At 60.4% G+C, this 25,735-nt stretch carries 31 protein-coding genes; 24 read left to right on the forward strand and 7 right to left on the reverse strand.

Annotated elements, in window-relative coordinates; all coding sequences use genetic code 11:
* Nucleotides 1–109: 109 nt before the first annotated feature.
* From AC3ITY_RS06415 to AC3ITY_RS06430, 4 genes are all read left to right on the forward strand, one after another.
* The gene (locus AC3ITY_RS06415) at nucleotides 110–1,204 is read left to right on the forward strand and encodes a serine hydrolase domain-containing protein (protein WP_489308153.1); all 1,095 of its coding nucleotides are present in this window, start codon (nucleotides 110–112) and stop codon (nucleotides 1,202–1,204) included.
* A complete protein-coding gene (locus AC3ITY_RS06420; protein ID WP_489308154.1) occupies nucleotides 1,201–1,524 on the forward strand; it encodes an amidase in 324 nt (107 codons plus the stop codon). Before AC3ITY_RS06415 ends, AC3ITY_RS06420 begins: the two co-directional genes overlap by 4 nt.
* Before the next feature lie 270 nt (nucleotides 1,525–1,794).
* Nucleotides 1,795–2,385 carry a YceI family protein gene (locus tag AC3ITY_RS06425; protein WP_489308155.1) on the forward strand — a complete coding sequence of 197 codons (591 nt, stop codon included), beginning with the start codon at nucleotides 1,795–1,797 and terminating at the stop codon, nucleotides 2,383–2,385.
* Between the two features lies 1 nt (nucleotide 2,386).
* The gene (locus AC3ITY_RS06430) at nucleotides 2,387–3,544 is read left to right on the forward strand and encodes a phospholipase D-like domain-containing protein (protein WP_489308156.1); all 1,158 of its coding nucleotides are present in this window, start codon (nucleotides 2,387–2,389) and stop codon (nucleotides 3,542–3,544) included.
* A 140-nt stretch (nucleotides 3,545–3,684) separates the two neighbouring features.
* On the opposite strand, the gene bglX is transcribed toward AC3ITY_RS06430, so the two are convergent.
* The gene (gene bglX / locus AC3ITY_RS06435; protein ID WP_489308157.1) at nucleotides 3,685–5,976 is read right to left on the reverse strand and encodes a beta-glucosidase BglX; all 2,292 of its coding nucleotides are present in this window, start codon (nucleotides 5,974–5,976) and stop codon (nucleotides 3,685–3,687) included.
* A 263-nt stretch (nucleotides 5,977–6,239) separates the two neighbouring features.
* Here bglX and AC3ITY_RS06440 point away from each other — a divergent pair, with 263 nt between their 5' ends.
* From AC3ITY_RS06440 to AC3ITY_RS06460, 5 genes are all read left to right on the forward strand, one after another.
* Nucleotides 6,240–6,845: a LemA family protein gene (locus AC3ITY_RS06440; protein ID WP_489308158.1), complete on the forward strand. Its 606-nt coding sequence runs from the start codon at nucleotides 6,240–6,242 to the stop codon at nucleotides 6,843–6,845.
* Nucleotides 6,846–6,882: 37 nt separating this feature from the next.
* Complete coding sequence (locus AC3ITY_RS06445; RefSeq protein WP_489308159.1) at nucleotides 6,883–7,638, forward strand: TPM domain-containing protein; 756 nt, start codon at nucleotides 6,883–6,885, stop codon at nucleotides 7,636–7,638.
* 28 nt (nucleotides 7,639–7,666) lie between these two features.
* Nucleotides 7,667–8,284, forward strand: a complete 618-nt coding sequence (locus tag AC3ITY_RS06450) for a TPM domain-containing protein (protein ID WP_489308160.1) — start codon at nucleotides 7,667–7,669, stop codon at nucleotides 8,282–8,284.
* A 131-nt stretch (nucleotides 8,285–8,415) separates the two neighbouring features.
* On the forward strand, nucleotides 8,416–8,718 hold the full coding sequence (locus tag AC3ITY_RS06455; protein ID WP_489308161.1) for a helix-turn-helix transcriptional regulator: 303 nt from the start codon (nucleotides 8,416–8,418) through the stop codon (nucleotides 8,716–8,718).
* The gene (locus tag AC3ITY_RS06460; protein WP_150727576.1) at nucleotides 8,705–9,061 is read left to right on the forward strand and encodes a putative holin; all 357 of its coding nucleotides are present in this window, start codon (nucleotides 8,705–8,707) and stop codon (nucleotides 9,059–9,061) included. Before AC3ITY_RS06455 ends, AC3ITY_RS06460 begins: the two co-directional genes overlap by 14 nt.
* Before the next feature lie 114 nt (nucleotides 9,062–9,175).
* On the opposite strand, the gene AC3ITY_RS06465 is transcribed toward AC3ITY_RS06460, so the two are convergent.
* Nucleotides 9,176–9,601 (reverse strand): helix-turn-helix domain-containing protein, encoded by a 426-nt coding sequence (locus tag AC3ITY_RS06465; RefSeq protein ID WP_223458351.1) that lies wholly within the window; start codon nucleotides 9,599–9,601, stop codon nucleotides 9,176–9,178.
* Between the two features lie 301 nt (nucleotides 9,602–9,902).
* On the opposite strand from AC3ITY_RS06465, the gene AC3ITY_RS06470 reads away from it, so the two are divergent.
* The 3 genes from AC3ITY_RS06470 (at nucleotide 9,903) to AC3ITY_RS06480 (ending at nucleotide 11,893) form a co-directional block, all read left to right on the forward strand.
* The gene (locus AC3ITY_RS06470) at nucleotides 9,903–10,181 is read left to right on the forward strand and encodes an Ogr/Delta-like zinc finger protein (RefSeq protein ID WP_150754117.1); all 279 of its coding nucleotides are present in this window, start codon (nucleotides 9,903–9,905) and stop codon (nucleotides 10,179–10,181) included.
* A gap of 2 nt (nucleotides 10,182–10,183) precedes the next feature.
* Nucleotides 10,184–10,546 carry a hypothetical protein gene (locus tag AC3ITY_RS06475; RefSeq protein ID WP_489308162.1) on the forward strand — a complete coding sequence of 121 codons (363 nt, stop codon included), beginning with the start codon at nucleotides 10,184–10,186 and terminating at the stop codon, nucleotides 10,544–10,546.
* Between the two features lie 132 nt (nucleotides 10,547–10,678).
* Nucleotides 10,679–11,893: a class I SAM-dependent methyltransferase gene (locus AC3ITY_RS06480; RefSeq protein WP_489308163.1), complete on the forward strand. Its 1,215-nt coding sequence runs from the start codon at nucleotides 10,679–10,681 to the stop codon at nucleotides 11,891–11,893.
* Nucleotides 11,894–11,904: 11 nt separating this feature from the next.
* Here AC3ITY_RS06480 and AC3ITY_RS06485 read toward each other — a convergent pair whose 3' ends face one another.
* Nucleotides 11,905–12,795, reverse strand: coding sequence for a DMT family transporter (locus tag AC3ITY_RS06485; RefSeq protein WP_489308164.1), 891 nt, complete (start codon nucleotides 12,793–12,795; stop codon nucleotides 11,905–11,907).
* A gap of 235 nt (nucleotides 12,796–13,030) precedes the next feature.
* Here AC3ITY_RS06485 and AC3ITY_RS06490 point away from each other — a divergent pair, with 235 nt between their 5' ends.
* The 3 genes from AC3ITY_RS06490 to AC3ITY_RS06500 all read left to right on the forward strand — a co-directional run bounded on the left by AC3ITY_RS06490 (nucleotide 13,031) and on the right by AC3ITY_RS06500 (nucleotide 14,455).
* Nucleotides 13,031–13,612, forward strand: a complete 582-nt coding sequence (locus tag AC3ITY_RS06490) for a DJ-1/PfpI family protein (protein ID WP_489308165.1) — start codon at nucleotides 13,031–13,033, stop codon at nucleotides 13,610–13,612.
* A gap of 14 nt (nucleotides 13,613–13,626) precedes the next feature.
* On the forward strand, nucleotides 13,627–13,932 hold the full coding sequence (locus AC3ITY_RS06495; protein WP_489308166.1) for a ribbon-helix-helix domain-containing protein: 306 nt from the start codon (nucleotides 13,627–13,629) through the stop codon (nucleotides 13,930–13,932).
* A 178-nt stretch (nucleotides 13,933–14,110) separates the two neighbouring features.
* Nucleotides 14,111–14,455, forward strand: coding sequence for a YegP family protein (locus AC3ITY_RS06500; RefSeq protein ID WP_223458344.1), 345 nt, complete (start codon nucleotides 14,111–14,113; stop codon nucleotides 14,453–14,455).
* 108 nt (nucleotides 14,456–14,563) lie between these two features.
* On the opposite strand, the gene AC3ITY_RS06505 is transcribed toward AC3ITY_RS06500, so the two are convergent.
* Nucleotides 14,564–15,583: a DUF4917 family protein gene (locus AC3ITY_RS06505; protein ID WP_489308167.1), complete on the reverse strand. Its 1,020-nt coding sequence runs from the start codon at nucleotides 15,581–15,583 to the stop codon at nucleotides 14,564–14,566.
* 131 nt (nucleotides 15,584–15,714) lie between these two features.
* Between AC3ITY_RS06505 and AC3ITY_RS06510 the strand changes: the two genes are divergently transcribed.
* The 4 genes from AC3ITY_RS06510 (at nucleotide 15,715) to AC3ITY_RS06525 (ending at nucleotide 20,411) form a co-directional block, all read left to right on the forward strand.
* On the forward strand, nucleotides 15,715–16,623 hold the full coding sequence (locus AC3ITY_RS06510; RefSeq protein ID WP_489308168.1) for a LysR family transcriptional regulator: 909 nt from the start codon (nucleotides 15,715–15,717) through the stop codon (nucleotides 16,621–16,623).
* Nucleotides 16,624–16,792: 169 nt separating this feature from the next.
* Nucleotides 16,793–17,986: a CaiB/BaiF CoA transferase family protein gene (locus AC3ITY_RS06515; protein ID WP_489308169.1), complete on the forward strand. Its 1,194-nt coding sequence runs from the start codon at nucleotides 16,793–16,795 to the stop codon at nucleotides 17,984–17,986.
* Nucleotides 17,983–18,909: a hydroxymethylglutaryl-CoA lyase gene (locus AC3ITY_RS06520; RefSeq protein ID WP_489308170.1), complete on the forward strand. Its 927-nt coding sequence runs from the start codon at nucleotides 17,983–17,985 to the stop codon at nucleotides 18,907–18,909. Before AC3ITY_RS06515 ends, AC3ITY_RS06520 begins: the two co-directional genes overlap by 4 nt.
* A 170-nt stretch (nucleotides 18,910–19,079) precedes the next feature.
* Nucleotides 19,080–20,411, forward strand: a complete 1,332-nt coding sequence (locus AC3ITY_RS06525) for an MFS transporter (RefSeq protein ID WP_489308171.1) — start codon at nucleotides 19,080–19,082, stop codon at nucleotides 20,409–20,411.
* Between the two features lie 78 nt (nucleotides 20,412–20,489).
* Here AC3ITY_RS06525 and AC3ITY_RS06530 read toward each other — a convergent pair whose 3' ends face one another.
* Entirely contained in the window at nucleotides 20,490–20,978 is a 489-nt protein-coding gene (locus AC3ITY_RS06530) for a DMT family transporter (protein ID WP_489308172.1), read from the reverse strand.
* A gap of 77 nt (nucleotides 20,979–21,055) precedes the next feature.
* Here AC3ITY_RS06530 and AC3ITY_RS06535 point away from each other — a divergent pair, with 77 nt between their 5' ends.
* A complete protein-coding gene (locus tag AC3ITY_RS06535; RefSeq protein ID WP_489308173.1) occupies nucleotides 21,056–21,964 on the forward strand; it encodes a LysR family transcriptional regulator in 909 nt (302 codons plus the stop codon).
* Between the two features lie 20 nt (nucleotides 21,965–21,984).
* Here the strand turns inward: AC3ITY_RS06535 and AC3ITY_RS06540 are convergent, their stop codons facing one another.
* On the reverse strand, nucleotides 21,985–22,269 hold the full coding sequence (locus AC3ITY_RS06540; protein ID WP_489308174.1) for a type II toxin-antitoxin system RelE/ParE family toxin: 285 nt from the start codon (nucleotides 22,267–22,269) through the stop codon (nucleotides 21,985–21,987).
* Complete coding sequence (locus AC3ITY_RS06545; RefSeq protein WP_489308175.1) at nucleotides 22,259–22,498, reverse strand: CopG family ribbon-helix-helix protein; 240 nt, start codon at nucleotides 22,496–22,498, stop codon at nucleotides 22,259–22,261. The genes AC3ITY_RS06540 and AC3ITY_RS06545 overlap by 11 nt, the downstream gene beginning before the upstream one ends.
* 153 nt (nucleotides 22,499–22,651) lie before the next feature.
* Between AC3ITY_RS06545 and AC3ITY_RS06550 the strand changes: the two genes are divergently transcribed.
* The 4 genes from AC3ITY_RS06550 (at nucleotide 22,652) to AC3ITY_RS06565 (ending at nucleotide 25,569) form a co-directional block, all read left to right on the forward strand.
* Nucleotides 22,652–23,290: a LysE family translocator gene (locus tag AC3ITY_RS06550; protein ID WP_489308176.1), complete on the forward strand. Its 639-nt coding sequence runs from the start codon at nucleotides 22,652–22,654 to the stop codon at nucleotides 23,288–23,290.
* A 79-nt stretch (nucleotides 23,291–23,369) separates the two neighbouring features.
* Nucleotides 23,370–24,716: a sensor domain-containing protein gene (locus AC3ITY_RS06555; protein WP_489308177.1), complete on the forward strand. Its 1,347-nt coding sequence runs from the start codon at nucleotides 23,370–23,372 to the stop codon at nucleotides 24,714–24,716.
* A gap of 118 nt (nucleotides 24,717–24,834) precedes the next feature.
* Complete coding sequence (locus AC3ITY_RS06560) at nucleotides 24,835–24,993, forward strand: stress protein (protein ID WP_489308178.1); 159 nt, start codon at nucleotides 24,835–24,837, stop codon at nucleotides 24,991–24,993.
* 72 nt (nucleotides 24,994–25,065) lie between these two features.
* Nucleotides 25,066–25,569, forward strand: a complete 504-nt coding sequence (locus AC3ITY_RS06565; RefSeq protein ID WP_489308179.1) for a DUF4142 domain-containing protein — start codon at nucleotides 25,066–25,068, stop codon at nucleotides 25,567–25,569.
* Nucleotides 25,570–25,735 lie beyond the last annotated feature (166 nt).

Raw genomic sequence — 25,735 nt, forward strand, 5'->3', positions numbered from 1 at the left:
CCCTGTGGGAGCGGGCTTGCCCGCGAAGACGGACTGATTGGCAGCACAAATTTCTGAACTGTCATCAACCTCGACTAGGCTCAGCAGGTTCAATCTCCGAGCCCCCGCCATGCCCAAAGGCTTGTCCCTGATTTTCCTGCTGTTGCTCAGCCTCACGGCCCAGGCTGAAAACTGGCCCGCCGAGCAATGGCCGACCGCCCCGACGCCGACCGGCCCGGCGCTTCAAGCCTTGGAGGCCTATGCCTTTCCATCCCGCGATGACGCCACTCGCCAGGGCATTCGCACCGATGCCTTGCTGGTGATCCGCGACGGCCAGTTGATCTACGAACGCTATGCCGGCCCGACGACGGCCGAGACACCGCACTTGACCTGGTCGATCAGTAAAAGCCTGATGGCTACGGTCCTCGGTGTGGCCTACGGCGAAGGGCTGTTCAAGTTGCAGGACCCGGTGCAGAAGTTTTATCCACCACTAGCCAGGCACCCGAACCTGACCATGGCCGACCTGTTGCACTGGGCCTCGGGCATCGACTGGCAAGAGGACTATGAATACGCACCGCTGAAGTCGTCGGTGGTGGCCATGCTCTACACCCGCGGTCACCGCGACATGGCCGCGTTCACCGCAGCGCATGCCGAGTACGAGGCACCGGGCCAGGCATTTCGCTACTCCAGCGGTGACAGCAATCTGTTGTCCGCCGCATTGAAAACCATCGTCGGCCCCAGCCGCTATCCCGACTATCCGTGGACTGCGCTGTTCGAACCGCTGGGCATTCGCCATGCCGTTTGGGAAACCGATGCCACGGGCACTTTCGTCGCTTCGTCCTATGCCTACCTCACCGCACGGGATCTGGCCCGGGTCGGTCTGTTGATAGCCCGCGAGGGCCGCTGGGCAGACAAGCAACTGCTGCCCAAGGACTGGGTGGCATTCAACCGCGAACCGTTCGCTCACTATCACGCCGATCAAGACGATGCCGTCCCCGGCGGCCAGTGGTGGCTCAATCGCGCCGTTGAGAGCGCGGTACGGCCGTGGCCCGATGCCCCCGCCGATACCTTCGCCGCACTGGGTCATTGGGGGCAGGCGATGTATGTGATCCCCAGTGAACAGCTGGTGATCGTGCGCTATGGCGATGACCGCGACGGCAGTTACCGGCACAACCAATTGCTCCAGCTCGCGCTCAAGGCCTTTGCCGGGAAGGTGCAACCATGACCGGTTTCCTTCGCCGTCGACCGGTCAGTTCCCTGTTGCTGATCCTGCTGATCGCCTTGCTCGGCTGGATCTGGCACGAACGGGTGGCGCTGTGGGCTTTCCCCGACATCATCAGCGCCTACACCGCCAAGGAATATTGCTCGTGTCGCTATGTGATGGGTAACGACGCCGAGTACTGCCACCACTATGTGAAGCAGTGGCTGCCCGCCAGCGGCTTTACCGATGACCCGGCCGGCAAGCGTGTCACGGTCAGCGGCATGGGCCGCAGCAACAGCGCCGTGTGGATCGGCGAGCGCCAGGGCTGTCGTTTGCAGCCTTGAACACGAATAGATTCGTGGGTGAGGACAAGGCTTTTGTGGCGAGGGGGATTGTCGGACCGCCGCACCGCCCCGTTGGGTCGCGAAGCGGCCCCCAAAAACCATGCAACAGGTTCCATCAGGCAAACCGCAATGACAGGTTTTGCGACTGCTTCGCAGCCGAGCGGGAGCAAGCCCCCTCGCCACAAAGGCAGGTTTGGAGTAATAGACGGCTTGCAATGTGCTGAAGGCCAGTTAAGGTTCAGCACAGGTTTATCTGCCCCACGAGTCTCTATGTTCAAGCGCTCCACCTTCCAAACCCTCACTTTCCTGCTGCTGGCCGGCACCGCGTTGTCGGCCCGTGCCGATTGGTACCTGGATGGTGAGTCCTCGCGTCTGTCATTCGTCAGCACCAAGAATGCCAATGTCTCCGAAGTGCAGCGCTTTCTGGTGTTGCACGGCAAGGTCGATCCCGAGGGGCTGGCGCAAGTGGAAGTCGAACTGGAATCGATCAGCAGCGGCATCCCGTTGCGCGATGAGCGCATGCGCAAGGAACTGTTCCAGATCGACCGGTTTCCTGACGCCTTGATCACCACGAAAATCGATCTGCGCCCGATCAATGACCTCGCTCCCGGCGCACAGCTGGAGTTGCGTCTGCCGCTGACGGTCGACCTGCACGGCAAGCAACACGAGTACCACGCCGAACTGCTGGCGACCCGTCTCGATGATCGACGCTTTCAAGTGGTGACCCTCGAACCGCTGGTGATCAACGCCGAAGATTTCGATTTGGCTCCCGGCCTGGAAGCGTTGCGTAAAATGGCCGATTTGTCGGCGATCAGTCTGTCGGTACCGGTGAGTGCGGTGCTGATTTTTACGGCGCGCTGACATGGCCGGAGCGATTTTTCCCTGGCGTGAAGGCAACCACTTCGAACTGCTGGTCGACGGTCCGCAGTTTTTCCCGCGCATGCTGGTGGCGATTGCCCGCGCCGAAGAACAGGTTGAGCTGGAGTTGTATCTGGTCGAGGCCGGCGCCTGTGCCGAAGCCATGGTCCAGGCGCTGGTGCAAGCCGCCGATCGCGGTGTGCGGGTGCGTTGCCTGTTCGATGATTACGGCAGCCTCGCTTTTACCCTGGCCTTGCGTCAGCGGCTGATGGCCGCCGGGGTAGAGCTGCGTTTCTACAATCGCCTGAGCTGGCGGCGCTGGGTCGGCAACTTCTACCGTGATCACCGTAAATTGTTGCTGGTTGACCAGAGCATGGCGGTCGTCGGCGGCACCGGTGTCACCGACGAGTTCTGGACCCCGGGAGAAGACGTCAGCGAATGGCATGAGGTGATGGTGGAAATCACCGGGCCGCTGGTGCTCGACTGGCAGTTGCTGTTCGACCGGCAATGGATCGCCAACCGCCATCGACGGGCTTGGCGACCGGCCTCGCACTTCGGCCTGCCACGCCTGCCACGGGTGCCGTCGATAGGCGAGGGCATGGGCCGGGTGGCATATGCCGACGCCCGTCAACACCGGGACATTCTGCAATCGCTGGTGCGTGCCTTGAACAGCGGTCAACGACGGATCTGGCTGGCCACGCCGTACTTTTTGCCGACCTGGAAAGTCCGCCGCTCCCTGCGCCGGGCGGCTGCCCGGGGCGTCGATGTGCGGTTGCTGCTGACCGGCCCCCGTACCGATCACCCATCCGTGCGCTATGCCGGCCATCGCTACTACCCGCGACTGCTCAGGGCGGGCGTGACGATTTACGAATACCAGCCGTGTTTCCTGCACTTGAAAATGGTCCTGATCGATGACTGGGTGAGCATCGGCTCGTGCAACTTCGATCACTGGAACCTGCGCTTCAACCTGGAGGCCAACCTGGAAGCACTGGATCCCGGATTGACCCAAGCGGTAGCCGCGAGTTTCGAACGGGACTTCGGGTTGAGTGAGCAAGTCAGTCTGGAGGAGTGGAAGCGTCGGCCGTTGTGGCGGCGAGTCAAGCAGCGGGTGTGGGGATGGGTGGATCGGGTGGTGGTGAATCTGCTGGATCGAAGGGGTTGATCCTAATTTGCTGAACACTGAAAACCACTGTAGGAGCGAGCCTGCTCGCGATGGCGGCCTGACAGTCAACAATGATGTTGAATGTTATGGCCTCATCGCGAGCAGGCTCGCTCCTACAGGTTTTTGCAGTGTGTCAGGGCTTAGAGCAACTCAAAACTCTGCTGCGTCACGTCCTGGGAATCCAGACCGATCTGCACGTTGAACTTGCCCGGTTCCGCCGCGTACTTGAGCTGGGTGTTGTAGAACTTCAGGTCGTCCTCGGTGATGGTGAAGTGCACGACTTTCTGCTCGCCAGCCTTGACCATTACTTTCTGGAAGTTCTTCAGTTCCTTGATCGGGCGGATCATCGAGCCGGCCACGTCCTGGATGTACAACTGCACCACGGTTTCGCCGTCACGCTTGCCGGTGTTTTTCACCGTGACACTGGCGTCGAGCTTGCCGGTCTTGTTCAGTGTGGTCGATGACAGCGCCATGTCGCTCAGGCTGAACTCGGTGTAGCTCAGGCCGTAACCGAACGGGTACAGGGGGCCGGTGGTGTCATCGAAGTACTGCGAGGTGTAGTTGCCCGGTTTGCCCGGAGTGAACGGCCGGCCAATGGTCAGGTGGTTGTAGTAGGTCGGAATCTGACCGACCGAACGCGGGATGCTGATCGGCAGTTTGCCCGAGGGGTTGTAGTCGCCGAACAGCACGTCGGCGATGGCGTTGCCGCCCTCGGTGCCGGTGAACCAGGTTTCCAGGATCGCGTCGGCCTGCTCTTTCTCTTCGAGAATCGACAGCGGACGACCATTCATCAATACCAGTACCAGCGGTTTACCTGTGGCTTTCAGGGCACGGATCAGCTCGCGCTGGTTTTCCGAGATGTTCAGATCGGTGCGGCTCGACGATTCGTGGGACATGCCACGGGACTCGCCGACGGCGGCAACCACCACATCAGCATCCTTGGCTGCTTTCACCGCTTCGTCTATCAGCACGTTCGCCGGGCGCGGATCATCCACTACTTCCGGGGCGTCGAAGTTGAGGAAGTTCAGGTAACCGAGGATTTTCGGGTCGCTGGTGATGTTGGCGCCACGGGCGTAGATCAGTGTCGATTTGTCGCCCAAGGCGTTGGTCATGCCGTCGAACAGGGTCACCGATTGCGCCGGCTTACCGGCGGCGGCCCAGCTGCCCATCATGTCGATTGGCGCCTTGGCCAGCGGACCGACCAGGGCGATTTTCGCAGTCTTCTTCAGTGGCAGGGTGTCATTCTGGTTTTTCAGCAGCACCTGGCTGCGGCGTGCCACATCACGGGCCTCGGCGCGGTGCAGGCGGCTGTCGGCGTAGGTGTCGACCGGATCATCCTCGGCCTTGCCGATGCGCAGGTACGGGTCTTTGAACAGGCCCATGTCGTACTTGGCGCCCAGTACCGCACGCACGGCGTTGTCGATGTCGCTCTGCTGGATCTCGCCGGCCTTCAGCAGCCCTGGCAGCTCTTTGCCGTACAGGGTGTCGTTCATGCTCATGTGGATGCCGGCCTTGATCGCCAGCTTCGCCGCTTCGCGACCGTCGGCGGCAACGCCGTGCTTGATCAGCTCGAAAATCGCCCCGTGGTCGCTGACGGCCAGGCCCTTGAAGCCCCACTCCTTGCGCAACAGGTCGTTCATCAGCCAGGTGTTGGCGGTGGCCGGCACGCCGTTGATCGAGTTCAGCGCGACCATGACCCCGCCAGCGCCGGCATCGATGGCGGCGCGGTACGGCGGCAGGTAGTCCTGGTACATCTTGACCGGGCTCATGTCGACCACGTTGTAGTCGCGGCCACCTTCAACGGCGCCGTACAGGGCGAAGTGCTTGACGCTGGCCATGATGCTGTCGGCGGCGTTGGCGCCCGTGCCCTGGAACGCCTTGACCATCACGCCGGCAATGCGCGACACCAGGTAGGTGTCTTCGCCGAAGCCTTCGGAGGTGCGGCCCCAGCGCGGGTCGCGGGAGATGTCGACCATCGGCGCGAAGGTGATGTCGAGGCTGTCAGCCGCGGCTTCCTTGGCGGCGATGCGCCCGGACAGGCCGATGGCGTCCATGTCCCAGCTCGAGGCCAGGGCCAGCGGGATCGGGAAAATGGTGCGGTGGCCGTGGATCACGTCGTAGGCGAAGAACATCGGGATCTTCAGGCGGCTGCGCATGGCCGCGTCCTGCATCGGGCGGTTTTCCGGGCGGGTGATCGAGTTGAACGTACCGCCGATGTTACCTGCCGCGATTTCCTTGCGGATCAGCTCCCGGGGCATTTCCGGGCCGATGCTGATCAGGCGCAGCTGGCCGATTTTTTCATCGAGGGTCATTTGCTTCATCAGGTTGCTGACGAAGGCTTCCTTGTTCTCCAGGGGTGCGGGTGTCGTGGCGGCCAATACGTTATGACTGGCCAGGCTGACGAACAGGCCCAGCAAACACAGCTTCTTCATGAATAGTTTTCTCAAGGGCCCAAACGGCGATGCACACGCCGGCCAGCCAAAATTTAGGGAGCGTCTATTGTTGTTCGGGTGCCGGCTCAAAAGACCAGAGCCAAAAAACCACAGCCAGATGGCGGATGCGTTTTCGCGCAGGGCCTCTTTTTAGCCCATCGGCCCGTTGCAATCCAGAGGCGCGGGCGATTATGCCCCAAGAGCCGGCCCAGAAGGATTCACGGTCGGTTTTTTCATGAACTGTACAAGGGAGCGTCAGCCTGATGAATGTAAGTCCAATCTACCGTTCGCGCCTGCAGGTCGCCACGCTGCTGGTGCTGGCCACGTTGCTGACCGCTTGCGGCATCAACAACATCCCGACCCTCGACGAACAGGCCAAGGCCGCCTGGGGCCAGGTGCAGAACCAGTATCAGCGGCGCGCCGACCTGATTCCCAACCTGGTGGAAACCGTCAAGGGCTACGCCAAACATGAAGAACAGACCCTGACGGCGGTGATTGAGGCCCGGGCCAAGGCCACCTCGATCCAGGTGGATGCCTCGACCCTCGACAACCCGGAAAAACTCAAGCAGTACCAACAGGCCCAGGATCAGCTCAGCGGTGCCTTGAGCCGTTTGATGGTGGTGTCCGAGCGGTATCCGGACCTGAAGGCCAACCAGAACTTCCTCGCCTTGCAGTCGCAACTGGAAGGCACCGAGAACCGGATCAGCGTGGCCCGGCGTGATTTCATCCTCGCGGTGCAGAAATACAACACCGAGATCCGCACGTTCCCCGGTCGCCTGTGGCACACCGTGATGTACAGCGACCTGCCGGTGCGCGAGACCTTCGAGGCCACACCGGGGTCGGAAAAGGCCCCAGAGGTCAAGTTCTGAACAGCGGTCATCGGCGTCACCACGCAAGAGGTTGCCAATGCGCGTCCTGAAAACAGGCCTGTTGCTGTTGTTGTGGGTGGTGACGATCACGGCCCGGGCCGAACTGAGCTTCCCGGCGCTGACCGGGCGGGTGGTCGACAATGCGCAGATGATCGAGCCGTCGGTGCGCGAGCAACTCACCCAACAACTTCAGGCCCATGAGCAAGCCACCGGCGAGCAGCTCGTGGTAGTGACTTTGCCGGATTTACAAGGCACCGACATCGCCGACTTCGGTTACCAACTTGGCCGCCACTGGGGCATCGGGCAGAAGGACAAGAACAACGGCGCCTTGCTGATCATCGCCCGGGACGAGCGCCGACTGCGTATCGAAGTCGGATATGGCCTGGAGGATCGCCTGACCGATGCCCAGAGTTCGGTGATCATCAACCAGGTCATCACCCCGGCGTTCAAGACCGGAAACTTCAGTAAAGGCATCAGTGACGGCGTAGCGGCGATGCTGGTGGTGCTGGGCGGCAACCCCCTGGACGAACCCTCCACGGCGTATGAATCCAGAGGCGAGCCGGGGGACGATTTCGTCGCGCGGCATCCCGGTTTGTTCGTGTTTTTGGTGATGTTGCTCATCCTGACTGTTTTTGTGTGCCAGATGCTCGGTATCCTTCCCGCCGGCCGGGGCGGCTCCGGTGGATCCGGGGGCGGCTTTGGCGGTGGTGGATTTGGCGGCGGCGGTGGAGGTGGAGGCTTCAGCGGCGGCGGGGGCAGTTTCGGCGGGGGCGGTTCGTCCGGCGGCTGGTGATAATAAAAATGAGCAGGCACTTCACGACATGGCATTACTGACTGAACACGAACAACGCAAAGTGGCCGAGGCCATTGCCCGGGTCGAGCGCGAGACCGACGCAGAACTGGTGACCGTACTCGCGGCCCGCGCCGACGACTATGCGTACATCCCGCTGCTGTGGGCCAGTCTGCTGGCGCTGCTGGTACCGGGCATCGTGCATTACTTCACCGGTTGGCTGACCCTGCACAGCCTGCTGCTGGTGCAATGGGCCATCTTCATCGTGCTGTGCCTGGTGTTCCGCCTGCCGAAAGTCACCACCCATCTGATCCCGCGTTCGGTGCGCCACTGGCGTGCATCGAACCTGGCGCGCCGGCAGTTCCTGGAGCAGAACCTGCACCACACCGAGGGCAGCACCGGTGTGCTGATTTTCGTTTCCGAGGCCGAGCGTTATGTGGAGATCCTGGTGGATGAAGGGATTTCCAGCCGGCTGGACAACAAGAACTGGGACGCGATCGTCGCCACTTTTACCCAGCAGGTGAAGCAGGGGCAGACGCTGCAAGGGTTTGTCAGCTGCGTCGAAGCCTGTGGCGAGTTGCTCAAGGTACATGTGCCCGTGACCCATGTGCGCAATGAGTTGCCGAACCGGTTGGTGGTGCTCAGCTAAGGTCTTGTCATGACGTTGTGTAGCGCCCGTCGCTACAACTCCCGTTAATTGTCCGGGTTCGGCCTTGCCATCAGTATTTCTCTCTAACAGTGGACGCCCAGCGACGGGTGTTCCCGCGAAGAGGGATTCTTATGACAACCCATCAATCGAATGACTATTTGGCACGAGTAGCTCCTGGCGGAGAGGGACGTACGCCAACGGCGAAGCTGACGGCGAAAGAAACACAAATCCTGATGTGGTGTTTCAAGGGCAAGACTTCCTGGGAGATCGCCAGGATCGAGAATTGCACGGAATCTACCGTCAATTTTCACTTCGCCAATATTCGTCGAAAGTTCGCAGTCAGTTCTCGCAGTTCCGCCTTGCTCAAGGCCATCGAGTCGGGAGCGATCATCGTGGACTCGGTCGTTGCGCGAGGTGCACATGAGCCTGACTGATTCGACCTACAACGGTATCAGTGGGCTCATGTTGGGAATGGGGATTGCAACGCTGCCAGTCGTTGATGGCGAGGCGCTGTTCGGTGCAATGCTCGGAGCGTGGCTGGTCACGACCACTCGCACTGACTTCAAGGCCTGGCAGCGCATTGGTTCCTGGTTGCTGTCTGCAGGTGTTGGTTACCTCTTTACGCCTGTCGCACATCCGCTGGCGCCTTTTCTGACGGGAGGCGTGACAGCCTTTCTTTGTGCACTGGTCGTTATTCCTATCAGCATCAAGCTTATGCAATGGATCGATAGCGCCGGTATCGGCGAAATCATTCGACACCTGAGAGGGCGAAAATGATGGTCCGTGGAAGGCTTGCCCTGGTGTGGGTTCAGGCTGGCGTGTTATCAGCGCATTTCTATCTGTTGCCCGTGGCACGTCTTGAAGCAATGAAACTTCTGATGACATATGTCATCAAGTTTCAGTCGAGGATTTAAGTGTTGCGAGAATAGAGGCCATTTCGGAAAGCCTGAGTTCCATGTCACGAAGTCGTTGCTTTTCCTCGAGTGCGTTTTGTATGGCGCAGCGATCATCTTCGTCGAGCAGCCGCCAGAGCGCGAGAATGGTGTTTTCCCGTGTTGTGCTTTCCTGATCAGCCTCCGAAGAATCAGTAACTTTTTGTCTCAGGATCGGCCCTTCACCCAGCAGCAACCAGTCAAGGGAGACTCCCCGCGCTTGTGCGATATCTACGCATAATGAGTATGGCGTGCTGTCGCGGCCTCTCCAGCTACTAAGTGTCTGCGGGCTGATCTGTAGCGCGGAAGATAAAGAAGCATCGGTTTTTGTGCCAGTAATCTGCTTTAGTCGAGCCAAAACAGCTTGTGATTTTTTGCTACGCAATTTGAGCCTCTTCCTTTTGACATATGCTTTTTGAGTGCCTAATTTATGCGTAATGAATACTTTTTTTCATAATAAGTAATCAATCATCAAAGATGAGTCAGAAGAATACGATGTCGAAACTTCCTAATGGTATCAAGGTGATTTCCTACGAGCATGGCTCGAACCCATCACGCGTCTGCCCGATGCACTTCCTTATGTCTGGCAGACACTATTCGCAAGTCCGGAGCGCCACGATGAACGTCTCAAGCAGTATTGCGTTTGATCAGGTTGATTGCCACCAAATGACCGTCGGGAATCAAGCATGAGTACTTATAAAATGGTGTGCCCGCACTGCTTGAGCAGGATGCGCATCCGCACCAGCGAAGGCCGACATATTTTCCTGCGGGTGGCGTATCTGCAATGCACGTCGGAAGCTTGCGGTTGGTCCGTACGTGCCGAATTTGAAATGACCCATGAACTTTCGCCCAGTGGCATGCCCAATCCGGCCGTACGCCTGCCTTGCGCCGGGCCCGATTTGCGCCGTGCCGCCCGGCCCGTTGCAGTCAGTCTTGCCACGACAGAAGTGCCGCAGGAGACGTGAGCATGAAGGTCACCGATGAAAATGCAGAGCTGAATGAGGAGCTATTGGCGATAGCCCAAGCGTTTCTGGGGCGTCATGAAGGTGAAGAGGGAATCGATGATCAAGTCCTGTTTTGTCGCGCGGTGAAGCATCTGCAGGGTATGGATGTACCGATGCACCTGGCGGAAAGGCTGGTTAGCCGTGCCTATGGCGTACTCAAGTCGTGCAACGACCGTCGGCGCCTGGACATCGATGCCAGTTCCGAAACGGTCGCCGTGGTGACTGACCCTGCCAGCGGACTGACCTGGGCAGTGCCAGTGGGGTTGATCGTCAAACACATCATTAACTCACCGAATAACCGCAGGCTTCGCCTGGTGGAACCCTGAGGTTTCAATGGTTGCATTGAGGTCCTGGGCTGCGTGACTGGGACCTGCCGCAAAATAACCCCGTGCCCAAAGTCCTCGTCCCCCTTAAAATACCGGCATTCTCCGATTTGCATCGCCTGAGGCCGTTTTTCCATGTCCGTCACCGCCACTCCCGCCAGCCTCGCGCCGGATCATCACGACCAGTTCATCGACCTGCTGCAATCCAGCCTCGAGCACAATGCGTTCATCAAACTGGTGCTGGCCAAGTATGTGGGCGATGAAACGGACCTGCAGCGGATCATCATCAAGCCGGTGACGGTCAAGGCGCAGCCTTGCCTGTCTTTTGTCTACCGCTACAAGACCCGCGATATCACCAAGAACCTGCCACTGGCCGATGGCGTGGCAAGTATTGCCGGGCTGCTGCCGGCATCGTTCAAAAATGCGCATTTGTTGTCGTTGACTGACGAAGCCCAGCTCGAATACAGCAAAAAGGGCAAGTCATCGCTGTTCAAGAGCAAACCTCAGCAATTGCGTGAAGTGCCGTCTGCCGAGCACAACCGCGAGAAAAACCGTTTTCTGGACTTGAGTCGGCCGTTTCTCGCCGACCTTGGCGTGACCAACAAGCAACATGAACTGATCCCGGCGATGTCGCGCAAGTGGAAGCAGATCAACAAGTTCATCGAAGTGTTCAGTCATGCGCTGACCTCGTCACCCCTGGCACTGGACAAACCGGTGCGTGTGGCGGACTTCGGTTCGGGCAAGGGCTACCTGACCTTCGCCATCCACGATTACCTGCGCAACACCTTGAAGGCCGAAGGCGAGGTGACCGGCGTCGAGCTGCGTGAAGACATGGTCACCCTGTGCAACACCGCTGCCGCCAGGCTTGAACACCCCGGCCTGGTGTTCAAGTGCGGTGACGTACGCAGCGTGGCGCCGAGCGAGCTGGACGTGATGATCGCCCTGCATGCCTGCGATGTCGCCACTGACTATGCGATCCACACCGGCATCCGTTCCGGCGCTGCGATCATCATGTGCTCGCCGTGCTGCCACAAACAGATCCGCCTGCAAATCCAGAGCCCGGCGCTGCTCAAGCCGATGCTGCAATACGGCTTGCACCTGGGCCAGCAGGCGGAGATGGTCACCGACAGTTTGCGCGCGTTGTTCCTAGAGGCCTGCGGCTACGAGACCAAGGTGTTCGAGTTCATCTCACTGGACCACACCAACAAGAACAAGATGATCCTGGCGGTCAAACGTGCCGAGCCGGTGGACCCGGCCCAGTTGCTGGCCAAGATTCAGGAGCTGAAGGATTTCTATCACATCAGCGAGCATTGCCTGGAAACCTTGCTGCGCGCTGACGGTTACCTCTGACTCCTACAGGGTCAAGCAGTGGCAACCCGCGCAGGGCGCACTGCTGTCTTGCGCCCGAGCATCACCGTCACGATCACCCCGCCCGCAAACAGCCAGGTAATCGGCTCCACATGTTCGCCGAAGAACAGCGCCGAGAAGGCGATGGTGAAGAAGATCTGCAGCAACTGGATCTGACTGACCCGGGCAATGCCGCCCATGGCCAGCCCGGCGTACCAGGCAAAGAAGCCGATGAACTGCGAAAACAGCGAGACATAACCGAAGGCCCACCAGGTCTTGGCGGAAATTTCGCCCTGATGCTGCAGCGCCAGATACACCACCGGGCCGATCAGCAGCGGCGTCGACAGCACCAGCGCCCAGCAGATCACCTGCCAGCCGCCCATTTCCCTGGCCAGTCGGCCTCCCTCGGCGTAGCCCAACCCGCCCACAGCAATGGCGCCAAGCATCAGCAAGTCACCGACCTGAATGCTGCCGGCACCGCTGATCAGTGCATAACCGAGCACCAACGCACTGCCCAATGCGGCGCAGGCCCAGAAGGCTTTCGAAGGCCGTTCATGGGACAACCACGCGGCGTACAGCGCCACGCACAGCGGCTGCAAACCGTTGACCAGCGCACCGTGGGATGCCGGCAAGGTTTGCATGGCCCAGGCCGACAATACCGGGAAACCGAGGATCACCCCGGCCATCACCAGCGTCAGGCCTTTTACCTGTTTCCAGGTCGGCCATTTTTCCCGGTGCCACAGCAACAGCAACGCCGCCGGAACCGCCGCAAACAGTGCCCGGCCCAGGCCGTTGAGCAGCGGGTGGAGTTCCTGCACGACGATCCGCGTGAAGGGCAGGGTGAGGCTGAAGATCACAACGCCGAGCAGGCCCAGGGCCATGCCGGTGTTTTCGCGCGAGGACATGATGGCAACCAGAATCGTGGAGGGTGGGAGGTGGTGTTATCTAGCCATAAACCCCGCGCTTTGGCGCTTACAGCTGGCTACAGAAATATCCGTACAGTTTTGGGTACACCTTTGTGGCGAGGGGGCTTATCGGAATGCCGCCTCGCCACAAGGTAGTAGCCGGTTGTTACCCGACCCGCCGGATAAGGACTACCTTGAATACTCCTGCAAGCCCACTTCCAGAGGAGTCCTCCCCATGGCTGCGAAAAAAATTCTGATGCTGGTTGGTGATTACGTCGAAGACTATGAAGTGATGGTGCCGTTCCAGGCGCTGCTGATGGTCGGCCACACGGTACACGCCGTTTGCCCGGACAAAGCCACCGGCCAGACCGTGCGCACGGCGATCCATGACTTCGAAGGCGACCAGACCTACAGCGAAAAACCCGGTCACTTGTTTGCCCTCAACTTCGATTTCGCCAAGGTCAACGCCGCCGATTATGACGCTGTGTTGATTCCGGGCGGCCGTGCGCCGGAGTACCTGCGCTTGAACGAAAAAGTCCTGGAACTGGTGCGTGCATTCGACAAGGCCGGCAAGCCGATCGCCGCCGTGTGCCATGGCGCGCAGTTGCTGGCGGCCGCGGGTGTTCTCGAAGGTCGCGAATGCAGCGCTTATCCGGCCTGCGCTCCGGAAGTACGACTGGCGGGCGGTACCTATATCGATATTCCGGTGACGGACGGCCATGTTCAGGGCAATCTGGCCACGGCTCCGGCCTGGCCTGCGCACCCGAACTGGCTGGCCGGTTTCCTGGGGTTGCTGGGTACCAAAATCACGCTGTAACGAGGGACGTGTCCATGTGCGAGCTGTATGTCAAAGCCGACCCGATACTCTACGAATCGCGCTCCCGCTCGCTACGCATCTGCGGGGTGGTCACCACCCTGCGGCTGGAAAATCAGTTCTGGGACATCCTCAGCGAAATCGCCGAGGTCGATGGCATGACCACCAATCAGTTGATCGCCAAGCTGTATGAAGAGGTGATGGACTATCGCGGCGAGGTGGTCAATTTCGCGTCATTCCTGCGGGTGAGTTGTACGCGGTATTTGAGCCAGCGGCGCACGTCGGCGCCGGAGTTGTCGGTGGTGCGGACTGCGGCGAAGTAGTCAAAACTGCGTCGACCCCTTCGTCGGAACGCCGCCCGGGGCAAGCCCGCTCCCACAGGGATTACGCTGAACCTGTAGGAGCGAGCCTGCTCGCGAAGGTGCCAGAACAGGCGACAGAAGCCAGGTGCTGGTCTTTACTGTGAAGCGCGCAACCTCTCAATCGCCAAGGAGAAAGAGCATGTCCGGATGGTATGAAGTGAGCAAAAGCAGCAATGGCCAGTTCAGGTTTGTCCTCAAGGCGGCCAACGCCGAGACCATTCTGACCAGCGAGCTGTACACCACCCACGCCGCCGCCGACAAAGGCATCGCCTCGGTCCAGGCCAACAGCCCGCTGGATGAGCGTTACGAGAAGAAAACCACCAAGGATGGCCATCCTTATTTCAACCTCAAGGCGGGCAACCACGAGATCATCGGCAGCAGCGAGGCCTACTCCTCGCCGGCGGCCATGGAAAAAGGCATTGCCAGCGTGAAGGCCAACGGCTCGTCCAAGGTGGTCAAGGACAAGACGTTGCCGGTGCTTTGAGTACAGCTTTCAAATCCGACACAAATCCCTGTGGGAGCGAGCTCCCACAGGGGTAATGCATCCAATGTAGGAGCGAGCCTGCTCGCGATGGCGGCAGCCGCGTCGCCGCTAAACCTCGACCGGAACCGCCAGCTTCGTGCCACCCAGCGCATGGCTCTTCGAATCAAAAAACCGCAACTCAACCCCCGTCCCCTCAAACACCTTCGCGTAATGTCGCTTCTGGTGCTGGATGAAGGCCTTGCTGCGCGGGTAAATCGAGATCGCCAGCACCTGCGGTTTCGCCAGGCGCAAGGCGTGGACGATGTGGCTGTCCTGCTCCCCCAACGCATGGCCGAAGATGCACAGCGCCTGGCCGTGACCGAGTAATTGCTCGAAGCAGAACGACAAATAGTCCGAACTGCGAATGGTCTTGAGCTTGTCCGCACTAGGCCCTTCATTGACGAACAGCGGCACGTCGTCGAGGGTCTTGATCGTGTTGTTGATGGCGAAACTGCCCAGCAACGTACCCTCGGTCGACATCAGCTTGCGCGCCGTACCGTCCTGGTTGCGCACCAGGTGCAGACCGCCGTGCAGGTAAAGCAAACGGGTTTTATCGGTGGCCGTGTCGCTCAGGTCGAAACCGGGTTCGGCGCCCTGGAACAGATCGGTGATCGCCTCAGGCTGCTGTTGCACCGCCCAGTAGTTGAGCAAGTCGTAATTGGTGGTGAACACCGTGCGGTAACTGGCCAGTTCCTGATTGATGGATGCCAGCGTCGAAGGCACCACCAGCCGCCATGGGATATGCACCGCATGCACGGTGTTGATCAGCGCTTCCTTGATCGCGTAGTAGCGATTGCGCGGGGCGGCGGAGCTGACGGCCAGGGCTTTGTTGACCCGGCTGGTGGTTTTCAGGGCGCTCAGTACCTGCTCGAAACTGCGGGTCTGCATCGCATCGAACACGCTCAGTTCGGACGGGCTCAGGGGTTTTTCTTCAACGGTACGGGCGTTGTCGAACAGCGACTCGTAGCCGAAATCGTCCCATACTGCGCGACTGGCACCGTTGCCCACCAGCAAACCACTGAACGAAGTGGTGCTGCGCAAGGCGTTCCAGTCTTCAAGTTGAGCATCGACATCCTGGAAATCGGTCATTGCGGTCTTCGTCTCACGGCAAAAGGTCTGTGGGCGGCGACTTTATCACGACCGGTGCCTGGACCACGGCACGACACGGGCGAAGAACGTTATGCTGCGACTTCGCCTGAGCCGACTTCGCCGAGTAACCGATGCTGCAAAAAAGCCTGATCCGCCGTCTCGACCTGATCACTCTGCAACTGTTCGTCGCCGTGCATGAGGAGGGCACGCTGACCCGTGCCGCCTCGCGCGAAGCGATTGCAGTCTCGGCGGCGAGCAAGCGTTTGATGGAGCTGGAGGAGGCGCTGGGCATCAGCCTGTTCGTGCGCCAGGCCAAGGGCATGTCCCTGACGCCGGCTGGTGAAACCCTGCTGCACCACGCCCGGCAGATGTTGTTCAACGTCGAGAAAATGGGGCTTGAACTGGGCGAACACAGCCACGGTGTGCGCGGCTATGTGCGGATGCTCGCCAACCTGTCGGCGATCATTCAGTTTTTGCCCGAGGACCTGCGGGATTTTTCCGAGCGTCACCCACAGGTCAAGACCGACCTCGAAGAACGCCCCAGTGCCGGGGTGATTCAAGGCGTGCTCGACGGGGTGGCCGACCTCGGGATCTGTTCCATCGACAGTGACATCAAGGGCCTGCACAGCGTGCTGTATCGCCAGGACAAACTGGTGGTATTGATGCCGCCGCACCATCCATTGGCGAGCCGGTCGAGCGTGGCGTTTGCCGACACGCTGGACAGCGATTATGTTGGCTTGCATGCCGCCAGTTCGATCAACATGCGTACCCACGCCGCAGCCCGTGAGGCCGGCAAGGTGTTGCGGGTGCGCATTCATGTGCCAGGATTCGATGCAATGTGCCGCATGATCCAGGCCAACATGGGTATCGGCATCCTTCCGCAGCGCGCCTTTGAATTGTTTGGTCGGGCACTGGGTTTGCACGCGGTGCCATTGACGGATGAATGGTCCGACCGGGCGTTGATTCTGGTGGTGCGCGATGAGGCGTTGCTGTCGCCGGTGAGCCGGATGTTGTTTGAGCATTTGCGGGGTTCAGCCTGATAGTTATCGGCTGAATGGGCGAGCCTGCTCGCGATGACTGACCTGAGGTCGCGACAATCTTCCAGAGCGTTCGCGTTTGGCGAACGCTCGTTGCCAACTGAAGGTTGGATTCACGAGCCCCCTGTCCTCTAGCCTTGGTACATATTCCAAGAACAAGAGGTACCCCGCGATGACTGCCCCCTTGAGTGCGATCAAAGTGATCGAGATCGGCACACTGATCGCCGCGCCCTTTGCGGCGCGCATGCTGGCCGAGTTCGGCGCCGAGGTGATCAAGATCGAAGCCATGGGCCAGGGCGATCCCCTGCGCAAATGGCGCAAGCTGCACGAAGGCACCTCGCTGTGGTGGTACCTGCAATCGCGCAACAAGAAGTCCCTGGCGCTGAACCTCAAATCCCCCGAAGGCATCGAGTTGGTCAAGCAACTGGCGACCAGCGCCGATGTGCTGATCGAGAACCTGCGCCCCGGCGCCCTGGAGAAACTCGGCCTCGGTTGGGAAGTGTTGCACGCGCTCAATCCCAACCTGACGCTGGTGCGGATCTCCGGTTACGGCCAGACCGGCCCATACCGTGATCGTCCGGGTTTCGGTGCTATTGGCGAGGCCATGGGCGGGATTCGCTACACCACCGGCACGCCCGGTTCGCCGCCGGCTCGGGTCGGCGTGAGCCTTGGCGATTCCCTGGCGTCGCTGCACGCGGTGATCGGTGCGCTGATGTCATTGTTGCGGGTCAAGACCGGGCAGGGCTGCGGGCAAATCGTTGATGTGTCCCTGGCCGAAAGCGTGTTCAACGTCATGGAAAGCCTGGTGCCGGAATACGACATGCTTGGCCATGTGCGTGAACGCAGCGGCGGCGCCTTGCCGGGGATCGCGCCATCCAACACGTATCTGACCGCCGACGGCGCCTACGTGGTGATTGCCGGCAACAGCGATCCGATCTACAAGCGCCTGATGCAAACCATCGGCCGCGCCGATCTGGCCGAAGCCCCGGAGTTCGCCCACAACGACGGGCGTGCAGCCAAAAGCAATCTGCTCGACGCTGCCATCACCCACTGGACCAGCAGTTTGCCTATCGACGAAGTTCTGGCCGCGCTGGAGGCCGCCGAAGTCCCGGCCGGGCGCATCTACTCGGTGGCCGACATCGTCGCCGATCCGCACTATCAGGCGCGGGACATGCTGCTCAATGCCGAGCTGCCCGGTGGCGCCACGGTGAAGATGCCGGGCATCGTGCCGAAACTCTCCGAAACTCCCGGCGGCGTGAACTGGTCCGGTCCCGGTCTGGGCCAGCATACCGACGGCATCCTCGCGCAATTGGGCCTTACCGCGATGGACATCGAACGCCTGAAAGTCGAAGGAGTGGTGCAATGATCACCGATTATTCCGATAGCCTGATCGTGCAGGAAGTGTCCCCGCGCGACGGGTTGCAAATCGAGCCGACCTGGGTTGAAACCGCTGACAAGATCGCCCTGATCGACCAACTGTCGCAGGCCGGGTTCAGCCGTATCGAGGCCGGTTCGTTCGTGTCGCCCAAGGCTATCCCGGCACTGCGCGATGGCGAACTGGTGTTCAAGGGCATCACCCGGCAACCGGGGGTGATCTACGTCGCGTTGATCCCCAACCTAAAAGGCGCGCAACGGGCGCTGGCCTGCAGTGCCGATGAGCTGAACCTGGTGATGTCCGCCAGCCAGACCCACAACCTGGCGAACATGCGCATGGGTTGTGAAGATTCGTTGGCCGCGTTCGGCGAGATTGTGCAGTTCGTCGGCGACAGTCCCGTGCGACTCAACGGCAGCATCGCCACCACCTTCGGCTGCCCGTTCGAAGGCAAGATCGATGAGGACCGCGTAGTGCAAATCGTCGAGGCCTATCAGGAGCTCGGCATCCAGGGCATTACCCTGGCCGACACAACGGGCATGGCCAATCCGCGTCAGGTTGACCGACTGGTGCGCCGGGTGCTGCAGCGGGTGCCCCCGGCGGACCTGACCCTGCATTTTCACAACACCCGCGGCCTTGGCCTGTGCAACGTATTGGCCGCCTACGAGGCCGGTGCCCGACGCTTCGACGCGGCCCTCGGTGGCCTCGGCGGCTGTCCGTTTGCGCCGGGGGCGTCGGGAAATATCTGCACCGAGGATCTGGTGAACCTGTGCGATGAAGTCGGCATTCATACCGGTATCGATCTGCCGCTGCTGCTGAAGCTGTCCCGAGGACTGCCGGCGCTGCTCGGTCATGAAGTGCCCGGACAACTGGCCAAGGCCGGGCGCAATTGTGACCTGCACCCGATCCCCACCTGACACCAATCCCCTGTAGGAGCGAGCCTGCTCGCGATAGCGGTGAGGCAGTCGACATCAATGTTGGATGTGACTCAGTCATCGCGAGCAGGCTCGCTCCTACAGTAAAAAGCACCTCAACCAGACAACAAAAACAATCGGACACCCACGGGAAGTCCGCCTGGAGAACTGCAATGAGCCTTAATGCACTGGAGGCCGGCGTGAGCCCGGCCGTTAGCCACGACGAAGAAAAAGCCCTGGTCAGCAAAGTCGCCTGGCGCCTGATGCCGCTGATCATGGTCTGCTACCTGTTCGCCTTTTTCGACCGCATCAACATCAGCTTCGCCAAGTTTCAGCTGCAGACCGACCTGAGCCTGAGTGACACCGCTTACGGTCTCGGTGCCGGGTTGTTCGTAGTCGGCTATGTGATTTTCGAAGTGCCGAGCAACATGATGCTGTACAAGGTCGGCGCCCGGCGCTGGATCGCCCGGATCATGATGTCCTGGGGCCTGGCCACGGCGGCCATGGTGTTCGTCAACAGCGAATGGCAGTTCTACGTGCTGCGCTTCGTGATCGGTGCGATGGAGGCGGGTTTTGCCCCAGGCGTGCTGTATTACCTGACCCTGTGGTTCCCGCAGCACTATCGCGGGCGCATCACCTCGATGCTGTTCCTGTCGTCGGCGTTCGCCGGCCTGGTGGGCGCGCCGTTCTCTGGCCTGGTGCTGCAACACCTCGACGGTGTATTGCAGATGCGTGGCTGGCACTGGCTGTTCCTGCTCGGTGGCGTGCCGTGCATCGGCCTCGGATTGCTGGTGCTGACCCTGCTCAAGGACCGCATCGAAGACGCCCATTGGCTGACGCCATCGGAGAAGACCCTGCTGGCCAGCCGCATCGCCCAGCATGAGCCGCACAAGAGCGGTGGTTCGCTGCTCGCCGCGCTGCGGATTCCGGGTTTCCTGACCTTGGGGCTGATCTATTTCCTGATTCAGGTGGCGTCCTACGGCTTGAATTTCTGGGCGCCGCAACTGATCCGCAGCGCCGGTACTGAAAGTCCGGTGATGATCGGCTTGCTGACAGCCATCCCGTACATATGCGGTGCCATCAGCATGGTGGTGATCGGACGCCTGTCCGATGCTTCTGGCGAGCGACGCAAGTTTGTCGCCGGTCTGGTGGCGCTCGGTGCGGTAGGGTTTTTCTGCGCGGGGATCTTCGCCAACCACACGACCTTCCTGATTGTCGCGTTGGGCCTGCTCGGTGCCGGGATCATCGCCTCCATCCCGAGCTTCTGGACCCTGCCGCCGAAACTGCTGGCCGGTGCCGGCGCGGGCGCTGCCGGCGGGATCGCGGTGATCAACACCCTGGGCCAGTTCGGCGGCATCGTCAGCCCGGTGATGGTCGGCCGGATCAAGGACCTGACCGGCAGCACCACGCCGGCGCTGTATGTCATTGGTGTTTGTGCGCTGATTGCGGTGGCGCTGTTGCTGTGGGGGTTGCCGCAGAAGTTGCGCACACTCGACAAGTTTTAAAAGATCGCAGCCTTCGGCAGCGCCTGCTCGGACCACGCATCCCCGTAGGAGCTGCCGGAGGCTGCGATCTTTTGATCTTCAAGAAGTCGCTGTCATCGCTTTTTCCGCGGCGTCACCAAATTGAATCAACACCACCCCGGCCATCAACAGCGCCACCCCAAACACCTTCGGCAAGGTGACCTGCCGCTCCACCAACCCAAACCAGCCATAGTGATCCAGCAACAACGACGCCACCACTTGCCCCGCCAGCGCCAATGCCATGAACCCTGCGGCACCAAGCTTGGGCAGCAGCACCAATGCCAAGGAAATAAAGCACACCCCAAAAGCGCCACCCGCCCACATCCACAGCGGCGCCTTGCTGATGAATGCCAGTGACGGCAACGGCAAGCGCATCGCAACGATGATCGGCAACAGTACGATAACGCTCACCAGCAACGAGGCGAGCGTCGCCCACAGCGGATGGCCCAACCCGCGCCCGAGATTGACGTTGATCGCACTCTGAAACGGCACCACCGCCCCGGCGATCATCGCCAGCCCCATCAGACCGGCCCAATGCAACGTACTCATGATCGATCTCCAACAGGTTTTACTGGACTCTATGGTATTCGTCGCGCAGATTTAAATTCCGTTTTGTTATCCAGAACATGCAGCGAATGAATGATCTTCGACGTATCGACCTCAACCTGCTGGTGATCCTCGACGCCTTGCTCAGTGAGCAACACGTGACCCGGGCGGCCGAGCGTCTGCACTTGAGCCAGCCAGCGGTCAGTCATGCGCTGGCGCGATTGCGTGACCTGCTCGGCGATCCCCTGCTGGTGCGCGCCGGTGCCGGCCTTGTACCGACTCCGCGAGCGCTGGAACTGGTGGCACCGCTGGCCGAAGCCCTGGCCCAGGTGCAAGCGTTGCTGGCGCCGAACGCCTTCGATCCGGCGACCACCCAGCGCACCTTCCGCCTGGCGATGTCCGACTACGGCGCCGCCATAGTTTTGCCGGGACTGATCCGAACATTGCGCCGCGAAGCGCCGGGCATCGACCTGCAAATCAGCCATGGCAGCCGCGAAAGCATGCTCGAAGGAGTGCTTAACGGTGACATTGACGTCGCCGCCGGTGTATTCCCGGAAATGCCCAACGAATTGCGCAGCACAGCGCTGTTCGATGAGCACTACGCCTGCCTGGTGGACCGCAACAGCCTGCCCGCCGATGGTGTCCTCGACCTGGCCACTTATCTGGCACGCCCCCACGTTCTGCTGGAAATGCGCGGCAGCGGTACCCCGGAGATCGAGCGCGCCTTGACTGCATTGCGCGAGCGTCGGCGTGTCGCCATCAGCCTGCCGCACTGGAGCGTCGCCCCGCAGCTCATCAGCGGCACCGACCTGATCCTCACCGTCGCGTCGCGCGGCTTACGCGATATCGATGAGTCCTCATTGGTTGTCGTGCCACCGCCGTTTCACATTCCATCGTTCACCTTTGTGTTGGCGTGGCATAAACGGCGGGGTGGAGATCAGGCGTTGAACTGGTTGAATCGGAGGATTGGGGAGGGGATCGAATGCTAGAGGCTTTTCTAAAATGGCCTTCACCCATTGGAAGGTGGCAGGCGACGCGTATGAAAAATTCGTAGTACCTGAAGCCGACCTTGGCGAACCCGGTAGGGAATCAAATAGGGGCGATCAGGCATGACCCATTCCCGGGTACCGGGTAAGCGTCCTTCACGACCCGTCGCTGGAAATCGGGCAAGGTGATCGACATTGGCGAGAATTGCCTGGACAAAATCTGCTGCAGCTTCTGGATTCTCGATGGCGATGTACGCGGCTTCGTCATCCAGATTCTTTAACGCCGTACGCAACCACTCAACGCGCATTCGCCGTCCACTTGTCAGCCATTGCGTTCACTTCTTCTTGTGTCGCGAAGTCACCTTCATCGGCTTCTTTCAAGGCTGTCTGAATTTCCTCGATTTGCCACGCTTCACGGGCCAGGTATTCACGCAGCGCATCCACGGCCAGAAATGATTTGCTGCGGCCCGTTGCTTTAGAAAGACTCGCGAGGGTATCGGCGATTTCGTCTGGTATGCGCAGGGACATAACTGACATGGTGGTCTCGATGTAGTGGTTTGTAATACAACATACTACACCGTCATCAGTGAGGCGGGGCCAGCCCGTTCGTCTGTCGAGATGTATCAGTCGACAGGCAATGACCTGATATAGACTGGCGACCATTCACCAAGCAGTTCAAAAGGACTCCCCATGACCCCATCGTTGCTAATGGCCGTGCTGGCCTCGGGTTTTATCTACGGCATCACCCCGGGGCCGGGTGTGCTGGCGGTGTTCGGCATTGGCGCGGCCCATGGGCGGCGGGCCGGGGCGGGGTTTCTGTGCGGGCATTTGCTCGGCGATGTGGTGTGGTGCAGCACGGCGCTGATCGCGATTGTCGGTGCGCGGGAGATCGGCAGTACCGCGTTCGACGTGCTCGGTGTGCTCAGCGGCCTGTACCTGTTCTGGCTCGGCTGGCGTGCGGTGAGCGCTCGGCGCAGCAGCGCTGATGCGCCACAGGGGCCGGCGCGGCAACCGTTCTGGCACGGCATTCTGTTCGGTTTGACCAATCCGAAGGCCTATCCGGTGGCGGTGGCGACGTTCACGGCGCTGTTGTCGAGCCGCGCGGAACTGCTCAACTGGTCAATGCTGCCGACGCTGATCGCCCTGAGTTTCGTCGGCGGGTTGCTCGCCTACGCTATTCTCATTGGCGTTGTCGGTGCGCGGCGAGTACGCAGCTTGTACCAGCGTCATGAACTGGCAATCACCCGGTTGTGCGGGGTGATGTTCATCGGTTTCGCCATCAACGCGCTGGTCCATGCGTTGCCGGGGCTGATGCCGAACAAGGCTTGAATATGATCACAAGGATGCAAGGCCGACAGGGCAGGGATGATTGATAAGCGCTGCATTATCAGGACACCCACGCTGAACCATGGAAAACCGAAATTCCGCGCCGCTGGCGAGCTATATCGATCTGTTGCTGGACGCCGTCTGTGCGGTGGATAAACAGGGGCGCTTCGTCTTTGTCAGTGCGGCGTGCGAGCGCATTTTCGGCTACAGCGCCGATGAGATGATCGGCCGGCCGATGATCGACATGGTGCACCCGGGCGATCGCCAGCGCACCCTCGACGCCGCTCGGGAAATCATGGGTGGCGAACCCAAGCTCAACTTCGAAAACCGCTACCTGCGCAAGGATGGCCGCGTGGTGCACATCCTCTGGTCGGCGCGTTGGTCCGAGGACGATCAGTTGCGCATCGCGGTGGCCCGCGACATCACCGAACGCAAGCAGGCCGAATCGCGGCAGGCAGCATTGTATGCGATTTCCGAGGCGGCCCATGCGGCAGAGGATCTGCTGGCGTTGTTCAAACGCATCCACATGATCATCGGCGAATGGCTGCCGGCACTGAATTTTTCCGTGGCGCTGTACGACGAGCACTGCGCGCAGCTGAGTTTCCCTTATCACGTCGATGACCACGAGCCACGGCCCGAACAGCCCGGAACCATGACCGGGCGCTTGTGCACCGAGGTGATCCGTACGGGGCAGCCGATCCTGTTGACCCCGGACCAGTGCACACCTCCTGCCGGCTTCGAAGCGCTGTTGACCGAGCAGAACGCTCCGTGTTGGCTGGGTGTGCCGCTGAACTCGCAAAACGGCACCATCGGCGCGTTGATCGTCAAAAGCATTCCGGGCGGCGAGCGCTACACCGAGCAAGACAAGGAACTGCTGCAATACGTCTGCGCCCAGGTCGCGACCGCCATCGAGCGCAAGCAACTGCATGCCCGCCTGCAATACATGGCCCAGTACGACCAACTGACCCAGTTACCCAACCGTGAACTGCTGCGCGACCGGCTCAAGGCATCACTGCAAGTGGCCCGCGAGAACCGCGGGCGCATGGCGCTGTTGTACGTCGACCTCGACCGCTTCAAGCACGTCAACGACACCCATGGCCACGCGGTCGGCGACATGCTGCTGCAAGCGGTGGCCAACCGGCTCAAGGGCTGCGTACGGGAAACCGACACCGTGGCCCGCATCGGCGGCGATGAGTTCGTGGTGTTGCTGCACAGCATTCGCGCTGCGGGCGATACCGACATCGTGGTCGAGAAAATCCGACAGGTCCTGGTCCAGCCCCTGCGCCTGGACGGGCACAGCGTGAACATCCAGCCAAGTATCGGCGTCGCCCGATACCCCGATCACGGCACCGAAGAGAAGCAATTGTTCCGGCATGCCGACGAGGCGATGTACTGCGCCAAACGCGAGCATCACCTGCGACTGGTCTGAAAACCCAGGCACCGTTCGTCGTGGTATCCACGTAATTTTCTAAACCTTTTGGGACGCGCAACTTCAGATTCTATGGGGGCTACAGCCCGCCGCGACTACCACCAAGAGGAAGAGAATCATGCCTAATTCAAGAAACTCGAACTCGGGGAACTTCACCAACGATCGAACGAAGGCCTCTGAAACCGGTCGCAAGGGTGGGAAAACCACCACCACGACCGTCGATAAAGACCCGGCGAAACCCGACATGGGCCGCAAGGGCGGTCAGAAATCCCGCTAAAGGATGCCGGTGGTTTTGATTGAGAGGCGGGGGCGAAAGCTCCCGTTTGAACTTTTCAAGGAGGGCGCGACCATGAACCGGATGGCCACCCGATTATGTAGTTTCAGTTTTGCCACGTTACTGGGCCTGTTTGCCAGCAGCGTCTTTGCCCAGTCGCCCGCCGAATTCATCGAGGAGGCCTCGGCCAAAGGCATGGCCGACATCGAAGCCAGTCGTCTGGCGCATCAGAAATCCGAGTCCAAAGAGGTCAAGGACTACACCATTATCGTCATCAACGACCGCACTACCGCGAACCAGCATCTGGCGAAAATCGCCAGGCAACTGGATTTGCCGGTCGCCCCGCGCGAAGAAATTGTCGAAAAGGCCAAAGCCCTGATGCCACAAGTCATGGATGGGGCGACCTATGACGAGGCCTATACAGCCAGTCAGGTGAAGACCACCCAGGAAGCCATCGAACAACTGCAGCAGGAGGCGCAAACTACCGACGTGCCGCAAATCAAGGCGTTCGCCGAAGAAACCCTGCCTAAATTGCAAAATCATCTGCAAATGGCCAAGGCGTTGCAGGCCAGAAGTTGAGCGCAAGGTTTGAACACAAACGGCGCGGGACTTCACTCACGCGCCGTTTTTTTTCAGCACTGATTCAGATGCGGTTTGGGGGTGTGCGTTGGGTTCAGGCCATTGAGGTCGAACACTCGACGTGACCGAAAAGGTTGTTTTCTGAAACATTTAGCGATGCTCTCCG

It is taken from the genome of Pseudomonas sp. GL_091 (assembly GCF_057837725.1).